This window comes from Paraburkholderia sp. Tr-20389 (genome assembly GCF_017104565.1).
GTDB lineage: Bacteria > Pseudomonadota > Gammaproteobacteria > Burkholderiales > Burkholderiaceae > Paraburkholderia.
The window spans coordinates 94780-118283 of sequence record NZ_JAAGPD010000011.1; the positions used below are offsets into that span (position 1 = coordinate 94780).

Annotated in this window: 22 protein-coding genes and 1 riboswitch; of the genes, 13 read left to right on the plus strand and 9 right to left on the minus strand. The window is 63.3% G+C overall.

The window, feature by feature from the left end; all coding sequences use genetic code 11:
• The first annotated feature begins 84 nt into the window (after positions 1-84).
• Positions 85-1233 (plus strand): galactonate dehydratase, encoded by a 1149-nt coding sequence (gene dgoD / locus G3N95_RS14280; RefSeq protein WP_205970702.1) that lies wholly within the window; start codon positions 85-87, stop codon positions 1231-1233.
• A 301-nt stretch (positions 1234-1534) separates the two neighbouring features.
• Positions 1535-1837 carry a hypothetical protein gene (locus G3N95_RS14285; protein ID WP_205970704.1) on the plus strand — a complete coding sequence of 101 codons (303 nt, stop codon included), beginning with the start codon at positions 1535-1537 and terminating at the stop codon, positions 1835-1837.
• Between the two features lie 36 nt (positions 1838-1873).
• Here G3N95_RS14285 and G3N95_RS14290 read toward each other — a convergent pair whose 3' ends face one another.
• Positions 1874-2803 carry a CopD family protein gene (locus G3N95_RS14290; RefSeq protein ID WP_205970705.1) on the minus strand — a complete coding sequence of 310 codons (930 nt, stop codon included), beginning with the start codon at positions 2801-2803 and terminating at the stop codon, positions 1874-1876.
• The gene (gene copC, locus G3N95_RS14295; RefSeq protein WP_205970707.1) at positions 2800-3177 is read right to left on the minus strand and encodes a copper homeostasis periplasmic binding protein CopC; all 378 of its coding nucleotides are present in this window, start codon (positions 3175-3177) and stop codon (positions 2800-2802) included. The genes G3N95_RS14290 and copC overlap by 4 nt, the downstream gene beginning before the upstream one ends.
• Positions 3178-3641: 464 nt before the next feature.
• Between copC and G3N95_RS14300 the strand changes: the two genes are divergently transcribed.
• From G3N95_RS14300 to G3N95_RS14315, 4 genes are all read left to right on the plus strand, one after another.
• A complete protein-coding gene (locus G3N95_RS14300; protein WP_205970811.1) occupies positions 3642-4373 on the plus strand; it encodes a c-type cytochrome in 732 nt (243 codons plus the stop codon).
• Between the two features lie 20 nt (positions 4374-4393).
• Complete coding sequence (locus tag G3N95_RS14305) at positions 4394-5692, plus strand: cytochrome c (RefSeq protein WP_205970708.1); 1299 nt, start codon at positions 4394-4396, stop codon at positions 5690-5692.
• Between the two features lie 173 nt (positions 5693-5865).
• Positions 5866-6486 (plus strand): hemolysin III family protein, encoded by a 621-nt coding sequence (locus G3N95_RS14310; protein ID WP_205970709.1) that lies wholly within the window; start codon positions 5866-5868, stop codon positions 6484-6486.
• Positions 6487-6682: 196 nt separating this feature from the next.
• On the plus strand, positions 6683-8224 hold the full coding sequence (locus tag G3N95_RS14315; protein ID WP_205970710.1) for a DEAD/DEAH box helicase: 1542 nt from the start codon (positions 6683-6685) through the stop codon (positions 8222-8224).
• Positions 8225-8269: 45 nt separating this feature from the next.
• On the opposite strand, the gene G3N95_RS14320 is transcribed toward G3N95_RS14315, so the two are convergent.
• Positions 8270-8794: a hypothetical protein gene (locus G3N95_RS14320; RefSeq protein ID WP_205970711.1), complete on the minus strand. Its 525-nt coding sequence runs from the start codon at positions 8792-8794 to the stop codon at positions 8270-8272.
• A 38-nt stretch (positions 8795-8832) separates the two neighbouring features.
• Positions 8833-9660 (minus strand): ferritin-like domain-containing protein, encoded by an 828-nt coding sequence (locus tag G3N95_RS14325; RefSeq protein ID WP_205970712.1) that lies wholly within the window; start codon positions 9658-9660, stop codon positions 8833-8835.
• A gap of 414 nt (positions 9661-10074) precedes the next feature.
• Here G3N95_RS14325 and G3N95_RS14330 point away from each other — a divergent pair, with 414 nt between their 5' ends.
• Both G3N95_RS14330 and G3N95_RS14335 read left to right on the plus strand, forming a co-directional pair.
• Positions 10075-10854, plus strand: a complete 780-nt coding sequence (locus G3N95_RS14330; protein WP_205970713.1) for a DeoR/GlpR family DNA-binding transcription regulator — start codon at positions 10075-10077, stop codon at positions 10852-10854.
• A 383-nt stretch (positions 10855-11237) separates the two neighbouring features.
• Complete coding sequence (locus tag G3N95_RS14335) at positions 11238-11435, plus strand: hypothetical protein (protein ID WP_012399841.1); 198 nt, start codon at positions 11238-11240, stop codon at positions 11433-11435.
• A 197-nt stretch (positions 11436-11632) separates the two neighbouring features.
• On the opposite strand, the gene G3N95_RS14340 is transcribed toward G3N95_RS14335, so the two are convergent.
• Positions 11633-12022, minus strand: coding sequence for a hypothetical protein (locus G3N95_RS14340; RefSeq protein ID WP_205970715.1), 390 nt, complete (start codon positions 12020-12022; stop codon positions 11633-11635).
• Positions 12023-12236: 214 nt separating this feature from the next.
• Between G3N95_RS14340 and glpD the strand changes: the two genes are divergently transcribed.
• The 3 genes from glpD (at position 12237) to G3N95_RS14355 (ending at position 16246) form a co-directional block, all read left to right on the plus strand.
• Positions 12237-13772 (plus strand): glycerol-3-phosphate dehydrogenase, encoded by a 1536-nt coding sequence (gene glpD / locus G3N95_RS14345; protein WP_205970717.1) that lies wholly within the window; start codon positions 12237-12239, stop codon positions 13770-13772.
• A 158-nt stretch (positions 13773-13930) separates the two neighbouring features.
• On the plus strand, positions 13931-15430 hold the full coding sequence (gene glpK / locus G3N95_RS14350; RefSeq protein WP_205970718.1) for a glycerol kinase GlpK: 1500 nt from the start codon (positions 13931-13933) through the stop codon (positions 15428-15430).
• A 129-nt stretch (positions 15431-15559) separates the two neighbouring features.
• Positions 15560-16246, plus strand: coding sequence for an HAD family hydrolase (locus G3N95_RS14355; RefSeq protein WP_205970719.1), 687 nt, complete (start codon positions 15560-15562; stop codon positions 16244-16246).
• A 772-nt stretch (positions 16247-17018) separates the two neighbouring features.
• On the opposite strand, the gene ribB is transcribed toward G3N95_RS14355, so the two are convergent.
• From ribB to G3N95_RS14375, 4 genes are all read right to left on the minus strand, one after another.
• Complete coding sequence (gene ribB / locus G3N95_RS14360) at positions 17019-17753, minus strand: 3,4-dihydroxy-2-butanone-4-phosphate synthase (protein WP_205970720.1); 735 nt, start codon at positions 17751-17753, stop codon at positions 17019-17021.
• Positions 17754-17972: 219 nt separating this feature from the next.
• A riboswitch (FMN riboswitch) is annotated at positions 17973-18145 on the minus strand.
• A gap of 75 nt (positions 18146-18220) precedes the next feature.
• A complete protein-coding gene (locus tag G3N95_RS14365; RefSeq protein WP_205970721.1) occupies positions 18221-18949 on the minus strand; it encodes an XRE family transcriptional regulator in 729 nt (242 codons plus the stop codon).
• 242 nt (positions 18950-19191) lie between these two features.
• Entirely contained in the window at positions 19192-20370 is a 1179-nt protein-coding gene (locus tag G3N95_RS14370; protein ID WP_205970722.1) for an MFS transporter, read from the minus strand.
• Between the two features lie 20 nt (positions 20371-20390).
• Entirely contained in the window at positions 20391-20786 is a 396-nt protein-coding gene (locus G3N95_RS14375) for a VOC family protein (protein WP_205970723.1), read from the minus strand.
• Between the two features lie 113 nt (positions 20787-20899).
• On the opposite strand from G3N95_RS14375, the gene G3N95_RS14380 reads away from it, so the two are divergent.
• Positions 20900-21925 carry a LysR family transcriptional regulator gene (locus tag G3N95_RS14380; RefSeq protein ID WP_205970725.1) on the plus strand — a complete coding sequence of 342 codons (1026 nt, stop codon included), beginning with the start codon at positions 20900-20902 and terminating at the stop codon, positions 21923-21925.
• A gap of 203 nt (positions 21926-22128) precedes the next feature.
• Positions 22129-23499 (plus strand): tRNA (N6-isopentenyl adenosine(37)-C2)-methylthiotransferase MiaB, encoded by a 1371-nt coding sequence (gene miaB, locus G3N95_RS14385; RefSeq protein WP_205970726.1) that lies wholly within the window; start codon positions 22129-22131, stop codon positions 23497-23499.
• The last annotated feature ends 5 nt before the right edge of the window (positions 23500-23504 follow it).

The window sequence follows — 23504 nt, forward strand, 5'->3', positions numbered from 1 at the left end:
CAACCGGTGTCCACATGGCGGGACGAGCGGTCATGGTGCGGCCAACAATCGCAATCGGCATTTGCAAGCCAAGGAGACGCCCCAATGAAGATCACCAAAATCGAAACCTTCATCGTTCCGCCGCGCTGGTGTTTCGTGAAGATCGAGACCGACGAAGGCATCGTCGGCTGGGGCGAGCCGGTTGTCGAAGGCCGCGCGCATACCGTCGCTGCCGCCGTCGACGAACTCTCCGACTATCTGCTCGGCAAAGATCCGCGCAACATCGAAGACCACTGGCAGGTCATGTACCGCGCCGGCTTCTACCGCGGCGGCCCGATCTCGATGAGCGCGATCGCGGGTGTCGATCAGGCGCTGTGGGACATCAAGGGCAAATTCCACGGCGTCCCCGTGCACACGCTGCTCGGCGGCCAGGTGCGCGACCGCATCAAGGTGTATTCGTGGATCGGCGGCGACCGTCCCAGCGACGTCGCGAACAACGCGCGCGCCGTCGTCGAGCGCGGCTTCCAGGCCGTGAAGATGAACGGCTCCGAAGAACTGCAGATCATCGACACTTTCGACAAGGTGCAAGGCGTGATCAACAACGTGGCGGCCGTGCGCGAAGCGGTCGGCCCGAACGTCGGCATCGGCGTGGACTTCCACGGCCGCGTGCACAAGCCGATGGCGAAGGTACTCGCGAAAGAACTCGATCCGTACAAGCTGATGTTCATCGAAGAACCCGTGCTGTCGGAAAACGTCGAGGCATTGCGCGACATCGTCAACCAGACGAGCACGCCGATCGCGCTCGGAGAGCGCCTCTACTCGCGCTGGGACTTCAAGCACATTCTCGCGGGCGGTTACGTCGACATCATCCAGCCGGACGCGTCGCACGCGGGCGGCATCACGGAATGCCGCAAGATCGCGTCGATGGCCGAAGCCTACGACGTCGCGCTCGCGCTGCACTGCCCGCTCGGCCCGATCGCGCTGGCCACGTGTCTGCAGATCGATGCCGTCAGCTACAACGCGTTCATCCAGGAACAGAGCCTCGGCATCCACTACAACCAGGGCAACGATCTCCTCGACTACATCAAGAACCCGGAAGTCTTCAAGTACGAAGACGGTTTCGTGTCGATCCCGCAAGGGCCGGGTCTGGGTATCGAAGTGAACGAGGACAAGGTGCGCGAAATGGCGAAGGTCGGCCATCGCTGGCGCAACCCGGTGTGGCGTCACGCGGACGGCAGCGTCGCCGAGTGGTAAGCAACGGCACGCGGTATCGCGAATGAAACACAAACGCCGCCTGCGGGCGGCGTTTGCTCATCTTGTCAATTGACAACCCGTCGTAGCTGCAACGGCGCGACGGCGACGCGTCGCGCGAGCGGCGTATCAGTTACGCTACACAGTTGACGCGCAACGCCTTCCGGTCCCTTCGCGCGGCTTCGCAGCGAAACGCCCGAATCCTTGCTGGACAACCGCTCCAGCCCTGCGCATGCGCACTGCGAAGCGCTTGGCTCACTCCTTGCTGAATGGCATGCAAACAACCATTCGAACCGAGGACGTCATGGGCGAATTTCTTCCCGACTATCTGATCCGCGAACAGGCGGCCGTTGGCGCGCTGGTCGTATTCGGCGTACTGCGCGTGATCGGCGCGGTGCTCGCGTATCAACGCGGCTGGCGCATCTCGACGATGGAGCGATGTTTCATCGGTGCAGCACTTCTCTACTGCCTGCCGCAACTGTTCGATCTGCTCACGCATATGAGTAGTACGCATGCAGCCGCGGCCGAACTCGAAGGCAAGGTTGGGGGCTGCGCGCTTGCGCTGGTCGTTGCGCCCGTCGTCGGCCACAAGCTGGGTTACGAATGACTCATTGCTTCATGCCGACAACGGACATCATCGCGCTCAGCCGAGCGCCGCAAAACCCGGCACGCTGTGCGACAGCACAGCCGCCGCAGCGAAGATACCGAGCATCGCGAGCGCTTCGAGATAGAGCAGATTGGCGAACGTATGCGCATCCATCGTCGATGCCGTGCGGCGCAATCTCGGCAGCGCCGAAAAACGGTTCAACCCGCCGAGCACCAACGCCAGCGCAACGAGTGCAAGCTTGAGCATCAACACATGACCCCACGTGCTCGTTTCGATCGCAAGCAATGAATTGCCCGAACCGCGTGCCGCGTTGAACACGCCCGACAGCAGCACGAACACGACGGCGACGAGCGACACATTCGACAGCTGCGTCGCCGTGCGGATCAACACGCCGCGTGCGATCGACGTGCCGAGCGCAGGCAGCACCGACAAGCCTGCGGCGAGCACGAGCCCGCCCCACACGGATGTCGTGAGCACGTGCAACGTGTGCATGCCGATCGCCGCCGATGCCACGCCTGCATCGGCCGCGTGACCCAGCGTCGCCTTGCCGCCCGCGATCGCGATCACGGCGAGCCACAGCAGCGCATTACGCAACACATTGGTCGGTCGTGCGAACGACACGAGCACCAGCACGAGCGCACCGGCAAACGCGACGCTCCAGCCGAAGCCGACGTGCGTTTGCGACAGCATCGTCGGCACGACGCCGAAGGCTTCCGGCAAACGCACGCCCGCCATCTCGGCTGCCTGATAGAGCAGCCAGCCAAGGTCGGCCAGCACCAGCACGATCGCGGAAGCCTGCATCGACCGCTGCGCCCGCAACCATGCGGGGCGCGCGGGCGCGATCTTGGCCTGCGCATCGTTGGCGAGCCACGCGCCGAGTAATGCCGAACCGACGGCAAACGCGAACGCGACATTCATGAGCGCGGCCATGGCGACCTGCCCGATCCACAATCCGTCGACTCTCATTTGACGCTGAACCCGTAGCTGCCCTTCGTGCGATGCCCGTCTTCAGCGACCGCCGTCCATTGCACGATGTAACGCCCCGGCGCGAGCGACTGCAACGCGAGCGACATGGTCTTCTTGTCCTGAGCATCGACTTGCGAAGCGGCCGACGCAGCAGGCTTTCCGCTTGCATCGACGAGCACGATCTTGCTGAACGCCGGTTCGAGCGGCTCGCTGAAGTGGATGGTCACGGCCGAAGGCGCGGCGACTTCGGCGTTCGGCGCCGGATCGCGCGAGGTGGGCGTGGCATGAGCAAAAGCATTCGACGCGACGGCGAGCGACACGCCGCACGCCGCGAGCCAGCGAAGTGGCATACGCGAGGACAGGGAAAGAGTCATAGGCTGGCTGTAGATGGAAAACGCAGGGACGGACGGGATAGTACGCTTCGATGCCTCGCAGTTCAGTCAGTTCAATGGCCTTCAATGACACGCATCGGCCATGAAGCGGCAGCGTCGAAGCGTAGCGTCCTACACGAATTCGCTCAAAACTGGAACAGAAGGAGGCAACAAAGAGACAGTCGCCGTCAATGCAAAATGCGCAATCTTAAAATAGCTGGAAGCGTTACCGCCAGGCCAGCGTTCATTCGCAGGCTGGTCGGAAGACGGAAGATGGCAGCGAATTGCGTCAACTTGTCGCAACGGTGGTGTCGTTGAGGCGCGTCAAGCAGGAAAGTCGTCGCATGTGGCAAATAGTCACCATAACCCATCGATGTTAGAATGCTGCGTCGCCGCGCACCTTCCGCAGGCATTCATCGCGCAGCACACACCGATCCGTTCGAAGTTCGGCCAGGCCCACGATAATGATGGAGTTACGCGTGTCTTCAAGACGCATTTTTCGCCCGTTGCTCGCCCTGCTGTTGATCGGGTGCGCAGGCGTATCAAGCGCTGTGCAAGCGCAGACCCAGCCTAAGGCTCCGGACACGATGGAAGCGCGCGTGCAAGGCTGCACGGCGTGTCACGGCTCGAAAGGTCAGGGCACGGACAACGATTACTTTCCGCGTCTCGCCGGCAAGCCGGCTGAGTATCTGTACAACCAGTTGAAGAACTTCCGTGAAGGTCGGCGCAAGTACCCGCCGATGAACTACCTCGTCACGTATCTCTCCGACGATTACTTTCACGACATCGCGACGTACTTCTCGCAGCAGCGTCCGCCGTATCCGACGCCGGCCAAGCCGACCGTGTCCGACTCGACGCTTGCGAAAGGCAAGGAAATCGTGCTTAACGGCGACGCGTCGCGGCAGATTCCCGCATGCGCGGCCTGCCACGGCAAGGGTCTGACGGGTATGGAACCGGCCATTCCGGGTCTGGTCGGCCTGCACATGGACTACATCAGCGCGCAGCTGGGCGCATGGCGCTCGGGTTCGCGCCACGCGATCGAGCCTGACTGCATGCACACGATCGCCACGCGTCTGACGGACGCCGACGTGAACGCAGTCGCCGCGTGGCTGTCCACGCAGCAAGCGCCGCAGAACCCCGTGCCGGCGCCCGCCAAATCGTTGAAGACTCCGCTTGCCTGCGGCAGCGAACCGCAATAAGGCACCGGGAGAGACAAACAATGAAACGCAAGTCTTTGTTCGCGCTTTCGGCTGTCGTCGTCGTAGCGGCTGCCGCGCTGGTTCCCGTCCTGTGGTCGGGCAGCGACTATTTGCATAACGGCACCGCCGTCGCAGCCACGCCGGCAGACCAGGCAGCATTGATCAAGAAGGGCGAGTACCTCGCGCGCGCCGGCGACTGTATCGCGTGCCACACGGTGCGCGGCGGCAAGGAATTCTCCGGCGGCCTGCCGATGGCCACGCCGTTCGGCACGCTGTTCACGCCGAACATCACGCCCGACGATCAGTACGGCATCGGCAAGTGGTCGCAGGACGACTTCTATCGCGCAATGCACACGGGCCGCTCGAAGGACGGCAGCCTGCTCTATCCGGCTTTCCCGTTCACGAGCTACACGAAGGTCTCGCGCGCCGACTCGGATGCGATCTATGCGTATCTGCGCTCGGTTCCGCCCGTCGCCGTGCCGAGCCGTCCGCACGAACTCAAGTTCCCGTTCAACAACCGCAATCTGCTGATCGGCTGGCGCACGCTGTTCTTCCGCGAAGGCGAGTACAAGCCTGATCCGACCAAGTCGGTGGAATGGAATCGCGGCGCGTATCTGATCGAAGGCCTCGGCCACTGCGGCATGTGCCATACGTCGATCAACGCGATGGGCGGTCCGGTGAATTCGGCGGCCTTCGCGGGCGGCCTGATCCCGCTGCAGAACTGGTATGCGCCTTCGTTGACGTCGAACAAGGAAGCCGGTCTCGGCGACTGGGACATCAAGGACATTTCCGATCTGCTGAAGAACGGCGTATCGCAACGCGGCGCGGTGTTCGGTCCGATGGCTGAAGTGGTTCACAACAGCCTGCAGTACATGACGGACGAAGACGTTCACGCGATGTCGACGTACCTCAAGACGATCCCGCAGAAGAGCGAGGCGCCTGAGCATCTGCAACTGGAGACGTCGGAACAGTTCGGCGGCGAACTGCTGAAGCAAGGTCAGAAGATTTACGCCGACAACTGCGCGAAGTGTCACGCGGAGAACGGCCTAGGCATGCCGCCGTCGTTCCCGCCGCTCGCGAACAACCAGTCGATCCAGATGCCGTCGGCCGTGAACCCGATCCGCATGGTCCTGAACGGCGGTTATCCGCCGAGCACGGGCGGCAATCCGAAGCCGTATGGCATGCCGCCGTTCGCGCAGGCGCTGTCGAATCAGGAAGTGGCTGCCGTAGTGACGTACATCCGCCAGTCGTGGGGCAACCACGGTACGGCTGTGTCGCCGCAACAAGTGTCCGATCTGCGTTCGGCACCGCTCGACTGAGCGTCGTCTGAAGGTTTGGGGCGCGGCCTGCGATAATCGAGGCCGCGCCCTTCGCTTTTTGAGGTGATCGCAAAGAAGTGGGGCAACTCGAAGCACATCCGGCAGATCGGGCGTATAACGGTTGTCCCGTGTCGCAGGCCGGATGAGATGGGCATCATGCAGGAGGAAGTACCATGCATGTCGGGGAGCGTCTGAACAGCATCACTCACCTCGTCGGCGCCGTGCTGTCGGTCGCGGGGCTGGCGGCGCTCGTGACGATGGGCGCGCTCGACGGCGATGCGTACAAGGTGGTGAGCTTCAGCGTCTATGGCGCGATGCTGTGCGCGCTGTACGGGATCTCGACGCTGTATCACAGCGTGCGTCGGCCGGGTCTGAAGGCGATCTTGCAGAAGTGCGATCACTCAGCAATTTATCTGCTGATCGCGGGCAGCTATACGCCGTTTACACTGGTCACGCTGCGTGGCCCCTGGGGATGGTCGCTGTTCGGCGTGAGCTGGGGTCTGGCCGCGCTCGGGATCGTGCAGGAACTCACGCTCGGGCGACGTACCCGCAGCGTATCGATGGTGCTGTATGTGCTGATGGGATGGCTCGCGCTCGTTGCCATCCGCCCGCTGGTCACTGCGTTGCCGGCCGCGGGCACCGCCTGGCTGCTGGCAGGCGGGATCATCTATAGCGCCGGCATCTACTTCTTCATCAACGACGAGCGCATCCGGCACGGACATGGCATCTGGCACCTGTTCGTACTCGCCGGCAGTCTGTGTCAGTTCGTCAGCGTCGCGCGATATGTCGCATGAGGCGCAGGACGGCGGATGCAACTTAATGCCAGTCGACGTGTCTGCATAGCGCGTCGAGCAATTCGGTACGCATTGCGCGTGCCGCCGATTTCTCCGTGAACGGTGAGTGTCGGGCGAGCGATCATTCGGGTCGCCCGCGAACGCGCCTTCGGGCCGCGTTGGCATCGTTTGCACAATTGCATTGCAAAGAGTTTTTATGTCTTTTGATTCCCTCGGCTTGTCCGAACCGCTGGTCCGCGCAGTCAACGAACTCGGCTACACGTCGCCGACACCGATCCAGCAGCAAGCCATTCCCGCCGTGCTCAACGGCGGCGACCTGCTGGCCGGCGCGCAGACGGGCACCGGCAAGACGGCCGGCTTCACGCTGCCCATCCTGCAACGTCTTCTCACGATGCCGCCCGCGCCGGGTGGCAAGCGCTTGGTGCGCGCGCTGATCCTCACGCCGACGCGCGAACTCGCCGCGCAGGTCGAGGAAAGCGTGCGCGCATACGGCAAATATCTGAAGCTGAAGTCGACCGTGATGTTCGGCGGCGTCGGCATCAATCCGCAGATCGATGCGTTGCGGCGCGGCGTCGACATTGTCGTCGCGACGCCGGGGCGTTTGCTCGATCACATGCAGCAGAAGACCATCGACCTGTCGCATCTCGAGATCCTCGTGCTCGACGAAGCCGACCGCATGCTCGACATGGGCTTCATCCACGACATCAAGCGCGTGCTCGCGAAGCTGCCGCCGAAGCGCCAGAACCTGCTGTTCTCGGCCACCTTCTCGGACGAGATCAAGGCGCTCGCCGACAGCCTGCTCGATGCGCCCGCGCTGATCGAAGTCGCGCGCCGCAACACGACGGCCGAAACCGTCGCGCAGAAGATTCACCCCGTCGACCGCGATCGCAAGCGCGAGCTGCTCACGCATCTGATCAAGCAGCACAACTGGTTTCAGGTGCTCGTGTTCACGCGCACGAAACACGGCGCGAACCGTCTCGCCGAGCAATTGACGAAGGACGGCATCAGCGCGCTGGCCATTCACGGCAACAAGAGCCAGTCGGCGCGCACGCGCGCGCTGGCGGAGTTCAAGAACAACACGTTGCAGGTGCTGGTCGCCACCGATATCGCGGCGCGCGGCATCGACATCGATCAACTGCCGCATGTCGTCAACTTCGATCTGCCGAACGTGCCGGAAGACTACGTGCACCGCATCGGCCGTACGGGCCGTGCAGGCGCGACGGGCGAAGCGGTGTCGCTGGTGTGCGTCGACGAGCTTCAACTGCTGAAGGACATCGAGAAGCTGATCAAACGCGCGGTGCCGCAAGAAGTGATCGCGGGCTACGAGCCGGATCCGAACGCACGGCCCGAGCCGATCCAGCGCCGCGGACAAGGCGGCGGCGGCCGTCAAGACCAGGGCCAACGCCAGCCGCAAGGCCAGCGCCAGGCTCAAGGGCAGCAGAAACGCGAAGGTTCGGCGGGTTCGAACAACGGTACGTCGCGTGGCGGTCACCGCGCGTCGGGCGACAAGCCCGGCGACAAGCCGAAGCAGCACGCAAAGCCGCAAGGTCAGAAGCCTGCTCACGCGCGCAACGATGCGCCGCGTCATCAGGACAAGCCGCGCGCGAGCGCACATGAAGGCAGCGCGCACACGCCGCATGCTGCACACGCACCGCGCAACAAGCCGCGCAGCGCGAATCCGGGCGCCCTGCTCGGCGGCAAGCCGCGCAGCGATGCGCCGCGCGGTCAGCGCAGCTGATACAGGACGACGACGCCCGTTGTTTTCAACGCGGGCGTCCGGCTCCTATCTCCCATTCGTCGCACTGCCGGCGGCTTTCTTCAGGTGCTCGATCTGCTGCGTCCAGCGTTCGAGTACCGCATCGCTTCCCTCTGCCAGATCGAACGTGATGCCCGCCGTCAGGCGCGCGTAACGCACGCGCTGCGCTTCACCCGAATCGATCGTTCCAGCGAAGCTCGCAAGGCCGCCGGCGTCCGCGCTCAACGGCACGAGCGCGAGTTGAACCTGATAGAACGCGTCATCGAACACGAAGGTCAGCGCGGCGCGTCCGCTTCGCGCAATCGCTCGCGCCGCGCGCGACTGCGGCCATAGCGCGACGCAAAGCGTGCGCGAGTCAGGCGCATACAGTTCACCGATGCCGAGCAGTGACGTGCGCACATGCGCACTGCTCTCGTCGACGGTCAGCAGCGATGCCGTGAAGCCGACCTTCGACTCGAGCGCCGAACCATCGAACAGCGCACGCAACTCGACGGGCCATTCGTCGAATATCTGTTGATCCAGTGCGCGGGTTTGATCTGCGGACGCGGCCATGTGTATTTCCTCCGAAGCCTGACCGCAACCCGCGACGTTCAGCGGAAAAACACGTGCTGCGTGATCTTCGCGAGCGGGTAATGGACGCCGGGCTGAATCTTCGCCGGCAGTTCGAGCGGCTTGAGCAGCATCTTCACACACATATCGGCCGACAGGTTGTGCCGCACGAGCCGGTTCACGCGCGCGGCCTTGTCGCGGTTATAGGCCGGGTCGTTGACGCGCTCGGGATAGCGGATCGCGAACACGTGGCGCAGCGCGATCTCCGAGTCCTCGTTCTTGATTTCCATCACGCGCCGCATCAACGCGCCGAGCACCGCGAGCCGTCCGTTGCCCTCGATCTTGTTGTACTTCTTGAAGTATTTGAAAAAGTGCTTGTAGTGACGGACTTCGTCGGTGCGGATGTTGTCGGTGATTTCCTTCAGCACCGGTTCGTCCGAACATACGCCGATCGCGCGATACAACGTGGCCGTTCCCGTCTCGACGACGCAGCGTGCGACCATCTCCAACGCGCGCGTCTTCTCGAAGTCTTCCATGTTGCAGGTCTTCGAATACTCCTCGAAGAAATTCCGAAACGCCGTGTCCCAGTCGAACTCCGGCCACACGTGCGCGATGTAGGCCTTAAGCGCGCGCCCATGCTGCATCTCTTCGGGCTCCCATTCATTGTTGAGCCACGCGGATACCTCGGGATCGCCGTTGAAGAACTTGCTGAGGTTACTCGTGTAAAGATCCGTACCGCTTTCGATGAACGAAGAAGCACACAGGAGCAACAGAAGGTCTTCATTGGCGACCGCGCGTTGTCGGTCAATACGATTGAGATCGATATCTTCGATGCGCCAGGGCATCACGTGAACAGCCTTGTTGTGCATAAAAGTCCGCTCCGAATACCGTAGCGCCCTGTGCGCGGGCTGAACCGCATGTATCCGGTTCGATCGCCGCCCGTGACAACTACAGTGCCTTGCAACATTGAATTTTTATCTTCATCTTAGCCGTTGCTCTGCAAATTCGCAGATAACACAGCACAGACCATGCCGTATCCGCGCAGTTCCGCGCAAACGTTGATTGATCGTGCGAATGCACAAAGACGCATTACATCTGATTTCGATTCGATATTTCGAACACCTTCGCGAACCTGAAGCCTCACTGACATTGCCTTTCGATCGACATTCAAACACGCGAAAAAATCCGGCGCCCACGACGGGCGGCGGCGAAGGCAACGAAGGTCTTACAATACGGCCAAGCCAACCTTCGCCCGCTTCCGGCGCGGCGCTCACAAAAACACCATGACACGAGACCCCCGCCTCACGCTGAACGCACGTCAACAGGAATTGCTGGAGTGGGTGCAACGCGACGGCTTCGTTACGGTCGACGATCTCGCCGCGCACTTCGACGTGACGCCGCAGACCATCCGCCGCGACGTCAACTGGCTCGCCGACATGAACCTGCTGCGTCGCTACCACGGCGGCGCGAGCCTGCCGACCAGCTCCGAGAACGTCTCGTACAGCGCGCGCCAACGCATGTTCCATGACGAGAAGCGGCGCATCGCGGCGCTCGTCGCGACACACATTCCCGATCAGGCTTCCCTTTTCATCAACCTCGGCACGACGACGGAAGAAGTCGCGCGTGCGCTCAACCGCCATCGCGGGTTACGCGTGATCACGAACAATCTGAACGTCGCCAGCATGATGAGCGGCTACCCGGATTGCGAGGTGCTGGTGACGGGCGGCATCGTGCGTCCGTGGGACAAGGGCATCGTCGGCGAACTGGCGATCGACTTCATTCGTCAGTTCAAGGTCGACTTCGCGATCATCGGCACGTCGAGCATCGAAACGGACGGCACGCTGCGTGACTTCGACACACGCGAAGTGCGCGTCGCCGAAGCGATCATCGAACATTCGCGCACCGTCTTCCTTGCCGCCGACCACTCCAAATTCGGCCGCCCGGCGCTCGTGCGCCAGGGCCACCTGAACCAGATCGATTCCCTTTTTACCGATGCGCCGCCGCCGCCCGACATGGCGGAAACGCTGGCGACTTCGGGCACCCAGGTCTATATCGCCGAGTAACGGCTCGACCAGCGCCCACGCGGCATTCGCCCCGGTTGGCCATCCGGGGCCGCAAGCCCGTTTCCGCCATGTTGCACCGCACGCCAATCCTCCAGTGAAATCAAGGATTTGCCGCGTGCGCCGGACCGCCTCTCGTGCGCATCGCTGTCAACGGGAAAATTTACGGGGGACGATTTGGACTTCCGGCTGCGATTGACTACACTCCAGTTCCCCAACGTCCTTAAACGTCTTTGGACTGAGCGATGTGCGCTGGACGCGGGGCGAAGAGAGCAAAACTTCAGGCCTGATCCACGGCTATCACCGGCCTCTGGATCCTCCGTCTGCCGGCAGGGCCGTCGGCTGACGCAATGGCAACCCGAGTACGCTTGACATGGAGAGAAACGATGCTGAGTCCGCATGAATTCGCCACGTTGTTGCTCGTCAAGGACGCCCCTAATCAGGTCGACATGGAACGCGAAGAGCTTGACGCACTGCTCGAACGGCAGCTCGTAGAGCTCGAAAAACTCGCGTCGGGCTTGCAGCAATGGCGCATCACGGAATCCGGCGATACGGCTCTCCGGGCTATCAAGCGCTTTTCCTGACGGCAATCGATATCGCGCCTTACACGTTTGCCTGTCATCACCGCAGCCGTGAGCGTGCCTGCAACGGACACGCGAGCATACGGACGCCTGGACGGTCACGCGGAACTGCCCGCCTGACCGTCCTTATGTTTTCACACCTACTCCGCCGCGACTGAACGGCGCGCCTGTGAGCGCGCCCGTGCGTTGGATCTGGGCGCTCAGCCCGAGCGCAGCGTCGGATCGACTGCCGCGCGCCAGCTCATCGCCTTCACGCGCTGCGTGTTGAAGAACTCCACCCACTGACGGCGTGCCTCCGGATCCGTACTCGCGCCTTGCGCCGCGTAGCGCTGCGCGAGCGCCGTCTGGAAAGCGCAGTAATCCGCTTTCGATAAGCCGCCACGCTTGTTCGCGACATACGCGTCAAATAGGGTCACATAGACGGACTGGGCGTCGTTGCCGTAGTCGACGGGCTGGCTTCCGCACATCGCCTGCAAATCCGCGAACGACGGCGCGCCCATCGTTCCGTTCAGGCTCGGCGTGCTGACGCATCCCGTCAGCGCCGCCGCGAGCGCCAGCGCCGGCGCGCCCGTCATCCAGAGTCCACGCATGAAATTCACCTCGTATCGCCGCAAGCCGGCTGGTTTCAGGAAGTATCGGCCGAGCGCCGCATTCGTGCCAACAGAGTACCAACCGGGTGCAAAATCGCGCACGGATGTGCGGCAAGTCGAACTTTACTTTTTCGAATATGTTCATTAAAGTTTCGAAAACGAACATTACGTTTTCACATCAACCCCATTTTTTCCTCCCTCAGGGGCATTCCGGGTGACGCAAGATTCCATTTATGACCTGCTCGTCGTTGGTGGCGGCATCAACGGCGCGGGCATCGCGCGCGACGCGGCGGGCCGCGGTCTCTCCGTGCTCCTGTGCGAACAGGACGATCTGGCGGCGCATACGTCGTCGGCCAGCACCAAACTGATACATGGCGGCCTTCGCTACCTGGAATATCGCGAGTTCGGTCTGGTACGCAAGGCACTGCAGGAGCGCGAGACGCTGCTGCGCGCGGCGCCGCACATCATGTGGCCGCTGCGCTTCGTGATGCCGCACATGCCCGATCTGCGGCCGGCCTGGCTGATTCGCGCCGGCCTCTTTCTCTACGACCATCTCGCGCGTCGCGAGCTGCTGCCGGGCTCGCGCGGCATCGACATGCGCAGGCATCCGGCTGGCCAGCCCCTCGTCGATTCGATCAAACGCGGCTTCGTCTATTCGGACGGCTGGGTCGATGACGCACGCCTCGTCGTGCTGAACGCACTCGATGCCCAGGAACACGGCGCGACCATCCTTACGCGCACGAAGCTGGTCGGCGCGACGCGCGTGAATGGCGAATGGCATGCGCAGCTGCAGCGCGCCGACGGCTCCACGAAGACCGTGCGCGCGCGTTCGATCGCGAATGCTGCCGGGCCGTGGGTCGGCGAACTGCTGCGCGGCCCGCTTTCGCGCGGACGCGAGACGAACTACAGCGTGCGGCTCGTGAAGGGCAGCCATATCGTCGTGCGTCGACTGTTCGAGCACGATCATGCATACATCTTCCAGAACCCGGACAAGCGCATCATCTTCGCGATTCCGTATGAACGCGACTTCACGCTGATCGGCACGACGGACCTCGAATACAAGGGCGATCCGTCGAAGGTCGCAATCGATGCATCCGAAACGCAGTATCTGTGCGATTCGATCAACCGCTATTTCAAGCAGCACATCGCACCGCGCGATGTGTACTGGACGTATTCGGGCGTGCGCCCGCTGCTCGAAGACGAGAACGCGGACAACCCTTCCGCCGTGACGCGCGACTACCGTCTCGAACTCGACGCACCGGCGGGCGAAGCCCCGCTGTTGTCGGTATTCGGCGGCAAGATCACGACGTTTCGCAAGCTCGCGGAAGAAGCCGTCGACGATCTCGCGCGCGCCCTGCAGCACGACAAACCGGCATGGACAGCGGGTGTGCCGCTGCCGGGCGGCGACATCGCGCGTGCCGACTTCGAGCGCTTCGCTGCCCAGTTCGCGCAGCAGCACGCATGGCTTCCAGCTGTGCTCGCGCGCCGCTACGCGCGCGCTTACGGCACGCGAGCCGAACGCGTGATCGGCGATGCACGTTCGCTCGCCGATCTCGGTCAGCAGTTCGCGCCCGGCCTGTATGAAGCGGAGTTGCGCTATCTGCGCGAATCGGAATGGGCGACGACGGCGCGCGACGTGCTGTGGCGCCGCTCGAAGCTCGGCCTGCACGTCGAGCCCGGCACGCTCGACAACGTCACGCGTGACATCGACGCGTGGCTCGCCCGCGCAACGTCTAAGCAGCACGCCTGAGCCTTTCGGCTCAAAGCGAGGACACGACCGGCATGCAGCAGCGCGCGGCGATTCCACCGCGCTGCCGCGCATGCAACAATCCGCGCAGGCACTGAATTTTTCGCGAGACCCGAGCGCCCCGCCGCGCCGGTCCGACAAAAACGCATGGAGAAGAGACGATGCAGGATCAGTACATCCTGGCGCTAGACCAGGGCACCACGAGTTCGCGCGCGATGCTGTTCGATCGCAAGGGCAATGTCGTCTCGGTTGCGCAAAAAGAGTTCAGGCAGATCTATCCGCATCCGGGCTGGGTCGAACACGACCCGCTGGAAATCTGGGCGACGCAGGCGGGCGTCGCGGCCGAAGCCGTCACGCATGCCGGACTGAACGGCACGTCGATCGCCGCGATCGGCATCACGAACCAGCGTGAGACGACGATCGTCTGGGACCGCGAAACGGGTCATCCCATCTATAACGCGATCGTCTGGCAGGACCGCCGCACGGCGGACTTCTGCGACAAGCTGAAGGCGCAGGGGCTCGAAGACAAGGTGCGTGCGAAGACCGGCTTGCCGATCGATTCGTACTTCTCCGCAACGAAGATCCGCTGGATCCTGGACAACGTCGACGGCGCGCGCGAAAAGGCGAAGCAAGGCAAGCTCGCGTTCGGCACGGTCGACAGCTGGCTCGTGTGGAATTTCACCAAGCACGAACTGCATATCACCGACGTGACCAACGCGTCACGCACGATGCTCTTCAACATTCACACGCTGCAATGGGACGACGAGTTGCTCGACGCGCTCGACATCCCGCGCAGCATGCTGCCCGAAGTGCGCCCGTCGTCGGAAGTGTATGGACCGACGAAGACGACCGTGTTCGCATCGAAGATTCCGCTCGCGGGCATCGCGGGCGATCAGCACGCGGCACTGTTTGGCCAGATGTGCACGCGTTCGGGCATGGTGAAGAACACTTACGGCACCGGCTGCTTCCTCGTGATGAACACAGGCACGAAGCCGATCGAATCGAAGAACAATCTCGTCACGACGATCGCGTGGCAGATCGGCGACCAGGTCAATTACGCGCTCGAAGGCAGCATCTTCATCGCGGGCGCCGTGGTGCAGTGGCTGCGCGACGGGTTGGGCATCATCCGCAGCGCGTCGGAGGTCGAGACGCTTGCACGCGGCGTCGAGCATTGCGACGGCGTGTATCTCGTGCCGGCATTCGCGGGCCTCGGCGCACCGCACTGGAACGCGCGCGCACGCGGCACGCTGTTCGGCGTCACGCGCGGCACGACGTCGGCGCACATCGCCCGCGCGGCGCTGGATTCGATCGCCTATCAATCGGTGGATGTTCTGAAGGCAATGGAAGCCGACTCGGGCATCCACATCAACGAACTGCGCGTGGATGGCGGCGCGTGCGCGAACAATCTGCTGATGCAGTTCCAGGCCGACATACTCGGTGTCGACGCCGTGCGCCCTCAGGTCAGCGAAACGACGGCGCTCGGCGCTGCGTATCTCGCGGGGCTGGCGACGGGCTACTGGAAAGACATCGACGAATTGCAGAACCAGTGGAAGCTCGAACACCGTTTCTCGCCGTCGATGCCCGCCGACCAGGCGAAGGCGTGTCTCGACGGCTGGCAGCGCGCGATCCGCGCGGCGAAAGCGTGGGCCGACGCACCCTGATTCGACGCAAGCCTGATCCGGCGCGGCGGGTCGCAAAGCACGTATCATGGCGCTTTCGGCTTGCCGTATTGCCTGCATTCATGCCCGCGCGCTGGTTCGTTCGGGCGGCGCTTTCCTTCTGTTTTCCGCATGATCGACCATCTCATTTGCGACTGTGACGGTGTGCTCGTCGACAGCGAAGTCATCGCCGACCGCGTGATGCACGACACGCTCGCCTCCACGTTTCCCGCGCTCGATTTCCACGAGATCTGCAAGACCGCGTTTGGTCAGCAGACTTCGCGCTTTCTGGAGAGCGTCGAAAAGGCATTCGGCATCGAACTGCCCGCTGACTTCTTGCAGACCGTCGAGGCGAATGTCGAAGCGGAGCTGGCGTCCTCGCTATCCGCGATCAGCGGCGTGCGCGATGCGTTGCAGCGGGTGCCGCTGCCGGCGGCTGTCGTATCGAACAGCCGGATGACACGGGTGAGCGCGTCGGTACGACGCGCGGGGCTCGCCGAGATTTTTGGGCCGCGTGTTTTTAGCGCGGAACAGGTCGCGCGGCCTAAGCCTTATCCTGATGTTTATCTGTTTGCTGCGCAGCAGTTGGGTGTCGAGCCCTCGCGGTGTGTGGTTGTCGAGGACAGCGTTTCGGGTTTGAATGCCGCTCGCGCGGCGGGCATGATGACGATTGCTTTTGTTGGCGCCAGCCATATTCCTGATGGCTATGCCGATGTGCTTCGCAGTATGGGCATTACTCGGATCATGCAGCACATGGATGAGTTGCATGCGTTTGTTGAGGCGGGACTTCGAGGGGAGTTTGGAGGCGTGCAGTCATAGTTTTTTCTTGTCTGCGACGCAGCCGCCGTTCTTGCCTTCTCGGCGCGTTTTTCGCCTTTTAGTTTTTTGCTCTGTGCTTTCGCTGGCATCCGCGTTTTGCTTCTGGTTTGCTGGCGTTGCCCCTGTGCGGGGCGGCACTTACTTTCTTTGCCGCCGCAAAGAAAGTAAGCAAAGAAAGCGGGCTCACACCGCCAGCACTAGTGATTGCCTGCGGGCCCCCGACGGGTCCCGCACTTCACACGGCGACACTGTGTTTTGCGCCCGTTGCCAGCGCCTCGAACCGGCGCATCACCCACTCCAATCACCCGCAGGCAGCCAGCGGCAGCGACTCGTCTGCGCCGCCCAGGTGGCAAACTGTGTGTAGCTTGTCGCACCATATGCGTTCGCGCTTCTACGACACCGATCCCGCTTTTCAGTCCGGAGTGGTGCACTTCCATCGCGACGGCCTACACACAGTTTGCCACCTGGGCGGCCGCGAACGCCTGGTAACGCGGCCCGTGACGCGGGAGTGTGAAGCGTGTGATGCGTGAGGTAGCACGCTGGCAACGCGCGTGAGACAGTGTGTTGCCGCGTGGAGTGCGGGACCCGTCGGGGGCCCGCGGGCAAGCACAAGAGCTAGCGGTGTGAGCGGCTTTCTTTTGCCTACTTTTCTTTGCCGCTGCAAAGAAAAGTAGGTGCCGCCCCGCACAGGGGCAACGCTAGCGAACCAGAGACACAACGCGGATGCCAGCGAAAAACCAAAGAATGACGACTGCGTCGCAGACAAACAAACTCAAACCTCGACACATGCCTCCCGCGCAAGCGCAAGCGAGCGCCGAAACTCGACAAGCTCGGCAATGGTCAGCATCGGCATATCATGCCTGGCGGCGAACGCCTCAACATCGGCGCCCCGCATCATCGTTCCATCGACATTCATCAACTCACACAACACACCGGCGGGCTTCAGCCCCGCCAACGTCACGAGATCGACGGTCCCTTCCGTATGCCCGCGCCGCGCCAGCACGCCGCCAGGCATCGCCCGCAACGGATACACATGACCAGGCCGCACGATATCGGCAGGCTTCGCACGATCCGCGATCGCGGCGCGAATCGTCGTCAGCCGGTCCGCAGCGGACACGCCTGTCGACACGCCCTCGCGTGCTTCAATCGATACCGTGAACGCCGTCGTGTTGCGGCTTTCGTTGTGAGCCGTCATCGGCGGCAATTCGAGCGCGCGTACCCTCTCGTCGGTCAGGCACAGACACACGATGCCGCTGCACTCGCGAATGAACAGCGCCATCATCTCGACGCTCATCCGTTCGGCGGACATGATCAGGTCGGCTTCGTTCTCGCGATCGTGATCGTCCTGAAGCACGACGGCACGGCCTTCGCGCAAAGCGTCGAGCGCGGCAGCAATGCGCGGCGGAACAGGTTCGGTGGCAAGCAACGGGAGATCGGCAACGGCATCCTCCGCGACGACGGACGGTGCAGGCCAGGCAAATGCAGCAGAGTTGGATACAACGGACATGTGAAACGCTCCTCGCAAGAGTGTGGGCGAAAAACGTTTCAGGGCATTGCAAACAGACAAACGCGTTCCTCCAGCCGCAACGGCTGCCATGCGACAAACGGACAGACCACGCGCGCCGCTCGCAATGAGCAGCACGACGGCCACCTTCTCGCATGAAACGAGGACAACGCGCCAATAACGCGCCCGTCCCCGTCGACAGGAACAGTCAGATGACTATCTGCACATCTTCTTCCATCCGGACTCTAACCGTCGGCTCCGGCATCTCACCAGATCTGCTGACCCTGCATCCCGAACTGCGACGCAGGCGCTCGCGGGCTCGCAGACTCGCGCGCCATGATGCGCGCCGCCTGCATACCGCCGGTGGGGAATTTCACCCCGCCCTGAAGACGTACTGATTACCGGAACGATCCGGTTCGCAGAGCATACAACAACCTCGCGCGACGTGCAGCCCGCGCGTGAGACGTGTTTCATCCTTCCGTATGCGCGTGCGCAAGCTGCGCATCATGGGGCGTTTCATGCGGCGTCTCGTGCGGCACGTCCCAGCGCGGCGGCGTTTCCGCGTTCACCGTCACGCGAAACGCGCGCGCTTCCGTGTCGCCGGGATTGCGCAGGCTGTGCGGCTGGTCGGCGTCGAACACGATCGAATCGCCCGTCGCGAGCAACTGCCGACGATCGTGCACGCTGACTTCGATCGTCCCCACGCTGACGACGAGATTCACGGTCGTACCCGGCGCGCGTTGCGTGCCCGGCTCGGTGTGCAGCGGCGCGATGCGCAGCTCGTGAAACTCCGCGGTCGACGGCTCGCCGTCGGGATGCAGCGCGCGCGTCCAGTAACGGCCGTTCGACGTGACTACACGCGCCGAGCGATCGGCCGGCAAATGCTCGAAGCCGTTGACGGCATGCCGGCGCAGGAACGCGGCGACCGACACCTTCAACGCCGCCGCGACCTTGCACAGCACCTTGATCGACGGCACGCTGCGCGCCGATTCGATCTGCGCGAGCATCGCGCGCGACACGCCCGACGCGCGAGCCAACGCATCGAGCGACAACTGACGCTCGGCGCGCAGCCGCGCCAGATTCACGCCGACGCGGTGTTCGAGCGCATCGAATTCGGATGTACGCGGTTCGTCGTGAGCGTGGGCCGCGTCGTGACCTTCGGGCGCGCGGTCGCGTACGAGCGCAAGCGGTGACTGCATGATTGCCTCCAGAAGCTCCGCATCAGTGCGGAGCAAGCACTAGTGCAGGCAAGACTAGCACCCGGTTTTCCTGTGCCCAACGAAGTTATCTTCACACTGTTATCACGATCGCAGAGGACTCTTATGCACCGACGTGCGATGCGTTCAGCACGCGGCGCGCGCCCATCCGCATCGGATCAAAAGGCCGATGCCCACGCTTCGCAAAGCATGAGCATCGGGAACACTTCGCGGCTACGCGCGACTCAGGCCCGCTCGCGCACGTCCCGCGTCGCGACGGCAGCGGGCGCATCCATCCGCGCGGCGATCCACGTCAGAGCCAGTGCAGCCAGCGCGACCACGGCCGCCACGTACGGCAGCGCGTCGAGCCCGTAACCGTGGCTGATCGCGAGACCGCCGAGCCAGGCGCCGCCCGCGTTGCCGACATTGAACGCGCCGATGTTGAGCGTCGACGCGAGATTCGGCGCAGCCTTCGCCTTCTCGACCACACGCATCTGCAGCGGCGGCACCGTCGCAAACGCAGCGATGCCCCAGATGAACACCGTGACGGCCGCCGCGATCTGCGAGTGGCTGGTGTGCGCAAACACGGCCATCACGACGGCGAGCGCGATCAGGATGCCCATCAGCGACGGCATCAGCGAACGGTCCGCGAGCTTGCCGCCCACCGTATTGCCAACCGTCAAACCCACGCCGAACAGCACGAGGATCAACGTGACACCGTGCGGCGTGAAGCCGCTCACCTGTTCGAGAATCGGCGCGATGTAGGTGAACACGACGAACACGCCGCCGAAGCCGAGCACCGTCATCGCCAGCGCGAGCCAGACTTTCGGTTCCTTCAGCACGCGCACTTCGTGACCGAGACCGGCCGGTCCCGTGTCGTGCCGGTTCGGCACGAGCGCGGTGACGCCCGCGAGCGACAGCACGCCGAACCCAGCGACGATCCAGAACGCGACGCGCCAGCCGAACTGCTGGCCGATGAACGTGCCGAACGGCACGCCGAGCACGTTCGCCAGCGTGAGGCCGGTGAACATCAGCGCAATCGCGCTTGCACGCTTTTCCTGCGGTACGAGCGACGCGGCGACCACCGCACCGATGCCGAAGAACGAGCCGTGCGCGAACGAGGTCACGACGCGCGCGACCATCAGCACCGAATAGTCCGATGCGATCGCGCACAGCACGTTGCCGACGATGAACACGCCCATCAGCAGTTGCAGCGCGAGCTTGCGCGGCATCTTGCTGGTGACGACGGCGAGCAGCGGCGCGCCGACGGCCACGCCGAGCGCATAGCCGCTGACGAGCAAACCTGCCGACGGCAGCGAAACGGCGAGATCCTTCGCCACTTCGGGCAGCAGGCCCATGATGACGAACTCGGTCGTGCCGATGGCGAATGCGCTGATCGCGAGCGCAAGCAAGGGGATGGGCATGAGAAGCTCCAGAAGACGATTCAGAAGGACGCGCGACCGGCGTTGCGCGCGGCCGTCACGAACTCGACGACAACGGACGACGCCAGTGCGACGAACAGTTGCACTTCACCCGAAAGCGGCACATCGGCGGTCTGATACGCGACGCCCGCCGCCTCCAGCCGCGCGAGCAGCGCCTGCCACGCTTGCGCATCGTCGAGACGGAACGCGATGTGGTCGATGCGCGGGCTCGTGCGGTCCGTTTGATACGGCAGCGTCGAGTCGACGAGGTGGATGACGGGGCGGCCGTCTGCACACAGCCAGTAACCGCCGACCGCAAACGGCGGCCGCGCGCCTTCGGTCAGCCCGGCGACGTCGACGAAAAACCGTCGGGTGGCGTCGAGATCAGGGGTGACGATGGTCGCGTGGTCGAGATGCATGATGTGGCTCCGGGTAAACGCGGATAACGCGTTGTCAGGATCGGATTGTCCGCGCACGTCGACAATTTGATAATTGGCGTACCATTTGAAGGATTTTCAAATAGCGCTGGATAATGACCGACAATCTGGGTGACATCCGCCTCTTCGTCGAAGCGGCGCAACTGGGCAGCCTGTCGGCGGCGGGCCGCAAGCTCGGTCTCACGCCCGCAGCCGCCAGCGCGCGTCTTGCGAAGCTCGAAGGCGGGCTGAAAGCGCGGCTGTTCGAGCGCACGACGCGTCAACTGCGTCTCACCGACGAAGGCCGGCTTTACCTGAGCTGCTGCCAGCAGGCGCTGCGCGCGCTCGACGACGCGGAAGCCGCGTTGCAGGAAGGCCAGAACGCCGTGCGCGGCAAGGTGCGCATCTCCGCGACGTCGGACTTCGGCCGCAATCTGCTGATGCACTGGCTCGACGAGTTCAACGCGCTTTACCCGGATGTCACCTTCGCGCTGACGCTGTCCGACTCGCTACAGAATCTGGTGCAGGAAGACATCGACCTCGCCATTCGCTTCGGCGTGCCGCAGGACAGCTCGCTGGTCGCGCGCCGGCTCGCGCCGAATCCGCGCGTGCTGTGCGCGTCGCCCGAATACATCGCGCGGCACGGCGAGCCGAAAGATCCGCTCGATCTGGCGCGCTTCGACTGCATCGTGCTCGGCACCGCGTCAGGCCCCGTCAACGAATGGCGCTTCACGCGCGGCGACGAAATCGTTACGTACACGATTCCGCTCGAATCGGCGCGCGAAACCAACGACGGCGCCGTCGCCCGCGAATGGGCGCTGCGCGGCTACGGCATCGTGATCAAATCGATGTGGGATGTCGAAGCCGACCTGAAAAGCGACGGCCTGCGCGTGCTGCTGCCGGACTGGCGCTATCCCGATGCGCCGCTGCACGCGTTGTATCACCGCAACCGCTTCATGGCGCCGCGCGTGCGCGTGCTGCTGGATTTCCTCGCCGAACGCTTCGCCCGTGTGACGGGCGAACTGGAAGCGCAGCTTGGCCTGCCGCAGCTGCCCGGCGGCACGCGAACGTCGCGTCAAGGCTCGCAAAAGCCGTCCGCACGCAAAAGAAAGCCGTCCTCAAACGGCGGATCGGACGCATGAAGGACGCCCGGCACGCCGCCAAAGCCCCACGCCGCAAAGGGCTATAATGTTGGACTACGCTGTAAAAATGCGTTTCGGGCGCTCCGGCCCCGCCTCGTTCGGGCGCCTCGCTCCGGACTTCCGCGCTGCGGCGCCACGCATTTTTTGTCTCTTCACCTTTTACTGACGCCCCCAGGTTAATTACTGCGACCGGCGAACACTCGATGACCAAGAAAGTTTATGTAAAGACCTTTGGCTGCCAGATGAACGAGTACGACTCCGACAAGATGGTCGACGTGCTCGGTGCGGCTGAAGGCCTCGTCAAGACCGACACCCCCGAAGACGCCGACGTCATTCTGTTCAACACGTGCTCGGTGCGCGAAAAAGCGCAGGAGAAGGTCTTCTCCGATCTCGGCCGCGTGCGCGAACTGAAAGAGGCGAATCCGAATCTGCTGATCGGCGTCGGCGGCTGCGTCGCGAGCCAGGAAGGCGCGTCGATCGTCGCGCGCGCACCGTACGTCGACCTCGTGTTCGGTCCGCAGACGTTGCACCGTCTGCCCCAGATGATCGACCAGCGCCGCGCGAGCGGCCGTCCGCAGGTCGACATCACTTTCCCGGAAATCGAGAAGTTCGATCACCTGCCACCCGCGCGTATCGACGGCCCGAGCGCGTTCGTGTCGATCATGGAAGGCTGCAGCAAGTACTGCAGCTATTGCGTCGTGCCGTACACGCGCGGCGAGGAAGTATCGCGTCCGCTCGACGACGTGCTCACCGAAATCGCCGGTCTCGCCGATCAGGGCGTGCGCGAAGTGACGCTGCTCGGACAGAACGTGAACGCCTATCGCGGTGCGATGACCTTGGGCGCGACCGAAATCGCCGACTTCGCGACGCTGATCGAATACGTCGCGGACATCCCCGGCATCGAGCGGATTCGCTATACCACGTCGCATCCGAAGGAATTCACGCAGCGCCTGATCGATACCTACGCCAAGGTGCCGAAGCTCGTGAGCCATCTGCACCTGCCCGTGCAGCACGGCTCGGATCGCATCCTGATGGCAATGAAGCGCGGCTACACCGTGCTCGAATACAAATCGGTGATCCGCAAACTGCGCGCGATCCGCCCGGACCTGTCGCTGTCGACGGACATGATCGTCGGCTTCCCCGGCGAGACGGAAGAGGACTTCGACAAGATGATGCAGCTCGTGCACGACATGAGCTACGACACGAGCTTCTCGTTCATCTATAGCCCGCGTCCCGGCACGCCCGCGGCGAACCTGCACGACGATACGCCGCGCGAAGTGAAGCTGCGCCGTCTGCAACATCTGCAGGCCACGATCGAAGAAAACGTTCAGCGCATCAGCCAGGCGATGGTCGGCAAAGTCGAGCGCATTCTGGTCGAACGGCCGGCGCGTAAGGATCCGAACGAACTCGCGGGCCGCACCGAAAACAACCGCGTCGTGAATTTCCCGGCGCCCGTGGAAACGCATGCGCGGCTGATCGGGCAGATGATCGACGTGAAGATCGTGCACGCGTATCCGCACTCGCTGCGCGGCGAACTCGTGATGGTTCACGACACCGCGCCCGCCACACACTAAGCTGC

What these genes read in the sequence shown, in the direction of transcription:
- dgoD (WP_205970702.1), top strand. Translation starts at nt 85, where the DNA reads ATGAAGATCACCAAAATCGAAACCTTCATCGTTCCGCCGCGCTGGTGT.
- G3N95_RS14285 (WP_205970704.1), top strand. Translation starts at nt 1,535, where the DNA reads ATGGGCGAATTTCTTCCCGACTATCTGATCCGCGAACAGGCGGCCGTT.
- G3N95_RS14290 (WP_205970705.1), bottom strand. Translation starts at nt 2,803, where the DNA reads ATGAGAGTCGACGGATTGTGGATCGGGCAGGTCGCCATGGCCGCGCTC.
- copC (WP_205970707.1), bottom strand. Translation starts at nt 3,177, where the DNA reads ATGACTCTTTCCCTGTCCTCGCGTATGCCACTTCGCTGGCTCGCGGCG.
- G3N95_RS14300 (WP_205970811.1), top strand. Translation starts at nt 3,642, where the DNA reads ATGGAGTTACGCGTGTCTTCAAGACGCATTTTTCGCCCGTTGCTCGCC.
- G3N95_RS14305 (WP_205970708.1), top strand. Translation starts at nt 4,394, where the DNA reads ATGAAACGCAAGTCTTTGTTCGCGCTTTCGGCTGTCGTCGTCGTAGCG.
- G3N95_RS14310 (WP_205970709.1), top strand. Translation starts at nt 5,866, where the DNA reads ATGCATGTCGGGGAGCGTCTGAACAGCATCACTCACCTCGTCGGCGCC.
- G3N95_RS14315 (WP_205970710.1), top strand. Translation starts at nt 6,683, where the DNA reads ATGTCTTTTGATTCCCTCGGCTTGTCCGAACCGCTGGTCCGCGCAGTC.
- G3N95_RS14320 (WP_205970711.1), bottom strand. Translation starts at nt 8,794, where the DNA reads ATGGCCGCGTCCGCAGATCAAACCCGCGCACTGGATCAACAGATATTC.
- G3N95_RS14325 (WP_205970712.1), bottom strand. Translation starts at nt 9,660, where the DNA reads ATGCACAACAAGGCTGTTCACGTGATGCCCTGGCGCATCGAAGATATC.
- G3N95_RS14330 (WP_205970713.1), top strand. Translation starts at nt 10,075, where the DNA reads ATGACACGAGACCCCCGCCTCACGCTGAACGCACGTCAACAGGAATTG.
- G3N95_RS14335 (WP_012399841.1), top strand. Translation starts at nt 11,238, where the DNA reads ATGCTGAGTCCGCATGAATTCGCCACGTTGTTGCTCGTCAAGGACGCC.
- G3N95_RS14340 (WP_205970715.1), bottom strand. Translation starts at nt 12,022, where the DNA reads ATGCGTGGACTCTGGATGACGGGCGCGCCGGCGCTGGCGCTCGCGGCG.
- glpK (WP_205970718.1), top strand. Translation starts at nt 13,931, where the DNA reads ATGCAGGATCAGTACATCCTGGCGCTAGACCAGGGCACCACGAGTTCG.
- G3N95_RS14355 (WP_205970719.1), top strand. Translation starts at nt 15,560, where the DNA reads ATGATCGACCATCTCATTTGCGACTGTGACGGTGTGCTCGTCGACAGC.
- ribB (WP_205970720.1), bottom strand. Translation starts at nt 17,753, where the DNA reads ATGTCCGTTGTATCCAACTCTGCTGCATTTGCCTGGCCTGCACCGTCC.
- G3N95_RS14365 (WP_205970721.1), bottom strand. Translation starts at nt 18,949, where the DNA reads ATGCAGTCACCGCTTGCGCTCGTACGCGACCGCGCGCCCGAAGGTCAC.
- G3N95_RS14370 (WP_205970722.1), bottom strand. Translation starts at nt 20,370, where the DNA reads ATGCCCATCCCCTTGCTTGCGCTCGCGATCAGCGCATTCGCCATCGGC.
- G3N95_RS14375 (WP_205970723.1), bottom strand. Translation starts at nt 20,786, where the DNA reads ATGCATCTCGACCACGCGACCATCGTCACCCCTGATCTCGACGCCACC.
- G3N95_RS14380 (WP_205970725.1), top strand. Translation starts at nt 20,900, where the DNA reads ATGACCGACAATCTGGGTGACATCCGCCTCTTCGTCGAAGCGGCGCAA.
- miaB (WP_205970726.1), top strand. Translation starts at nt 22,129, where the DNA reads ATGACCAAGAAAGTTTATGTAAAGACCTTTGGCTGCCAGATGAACGAG.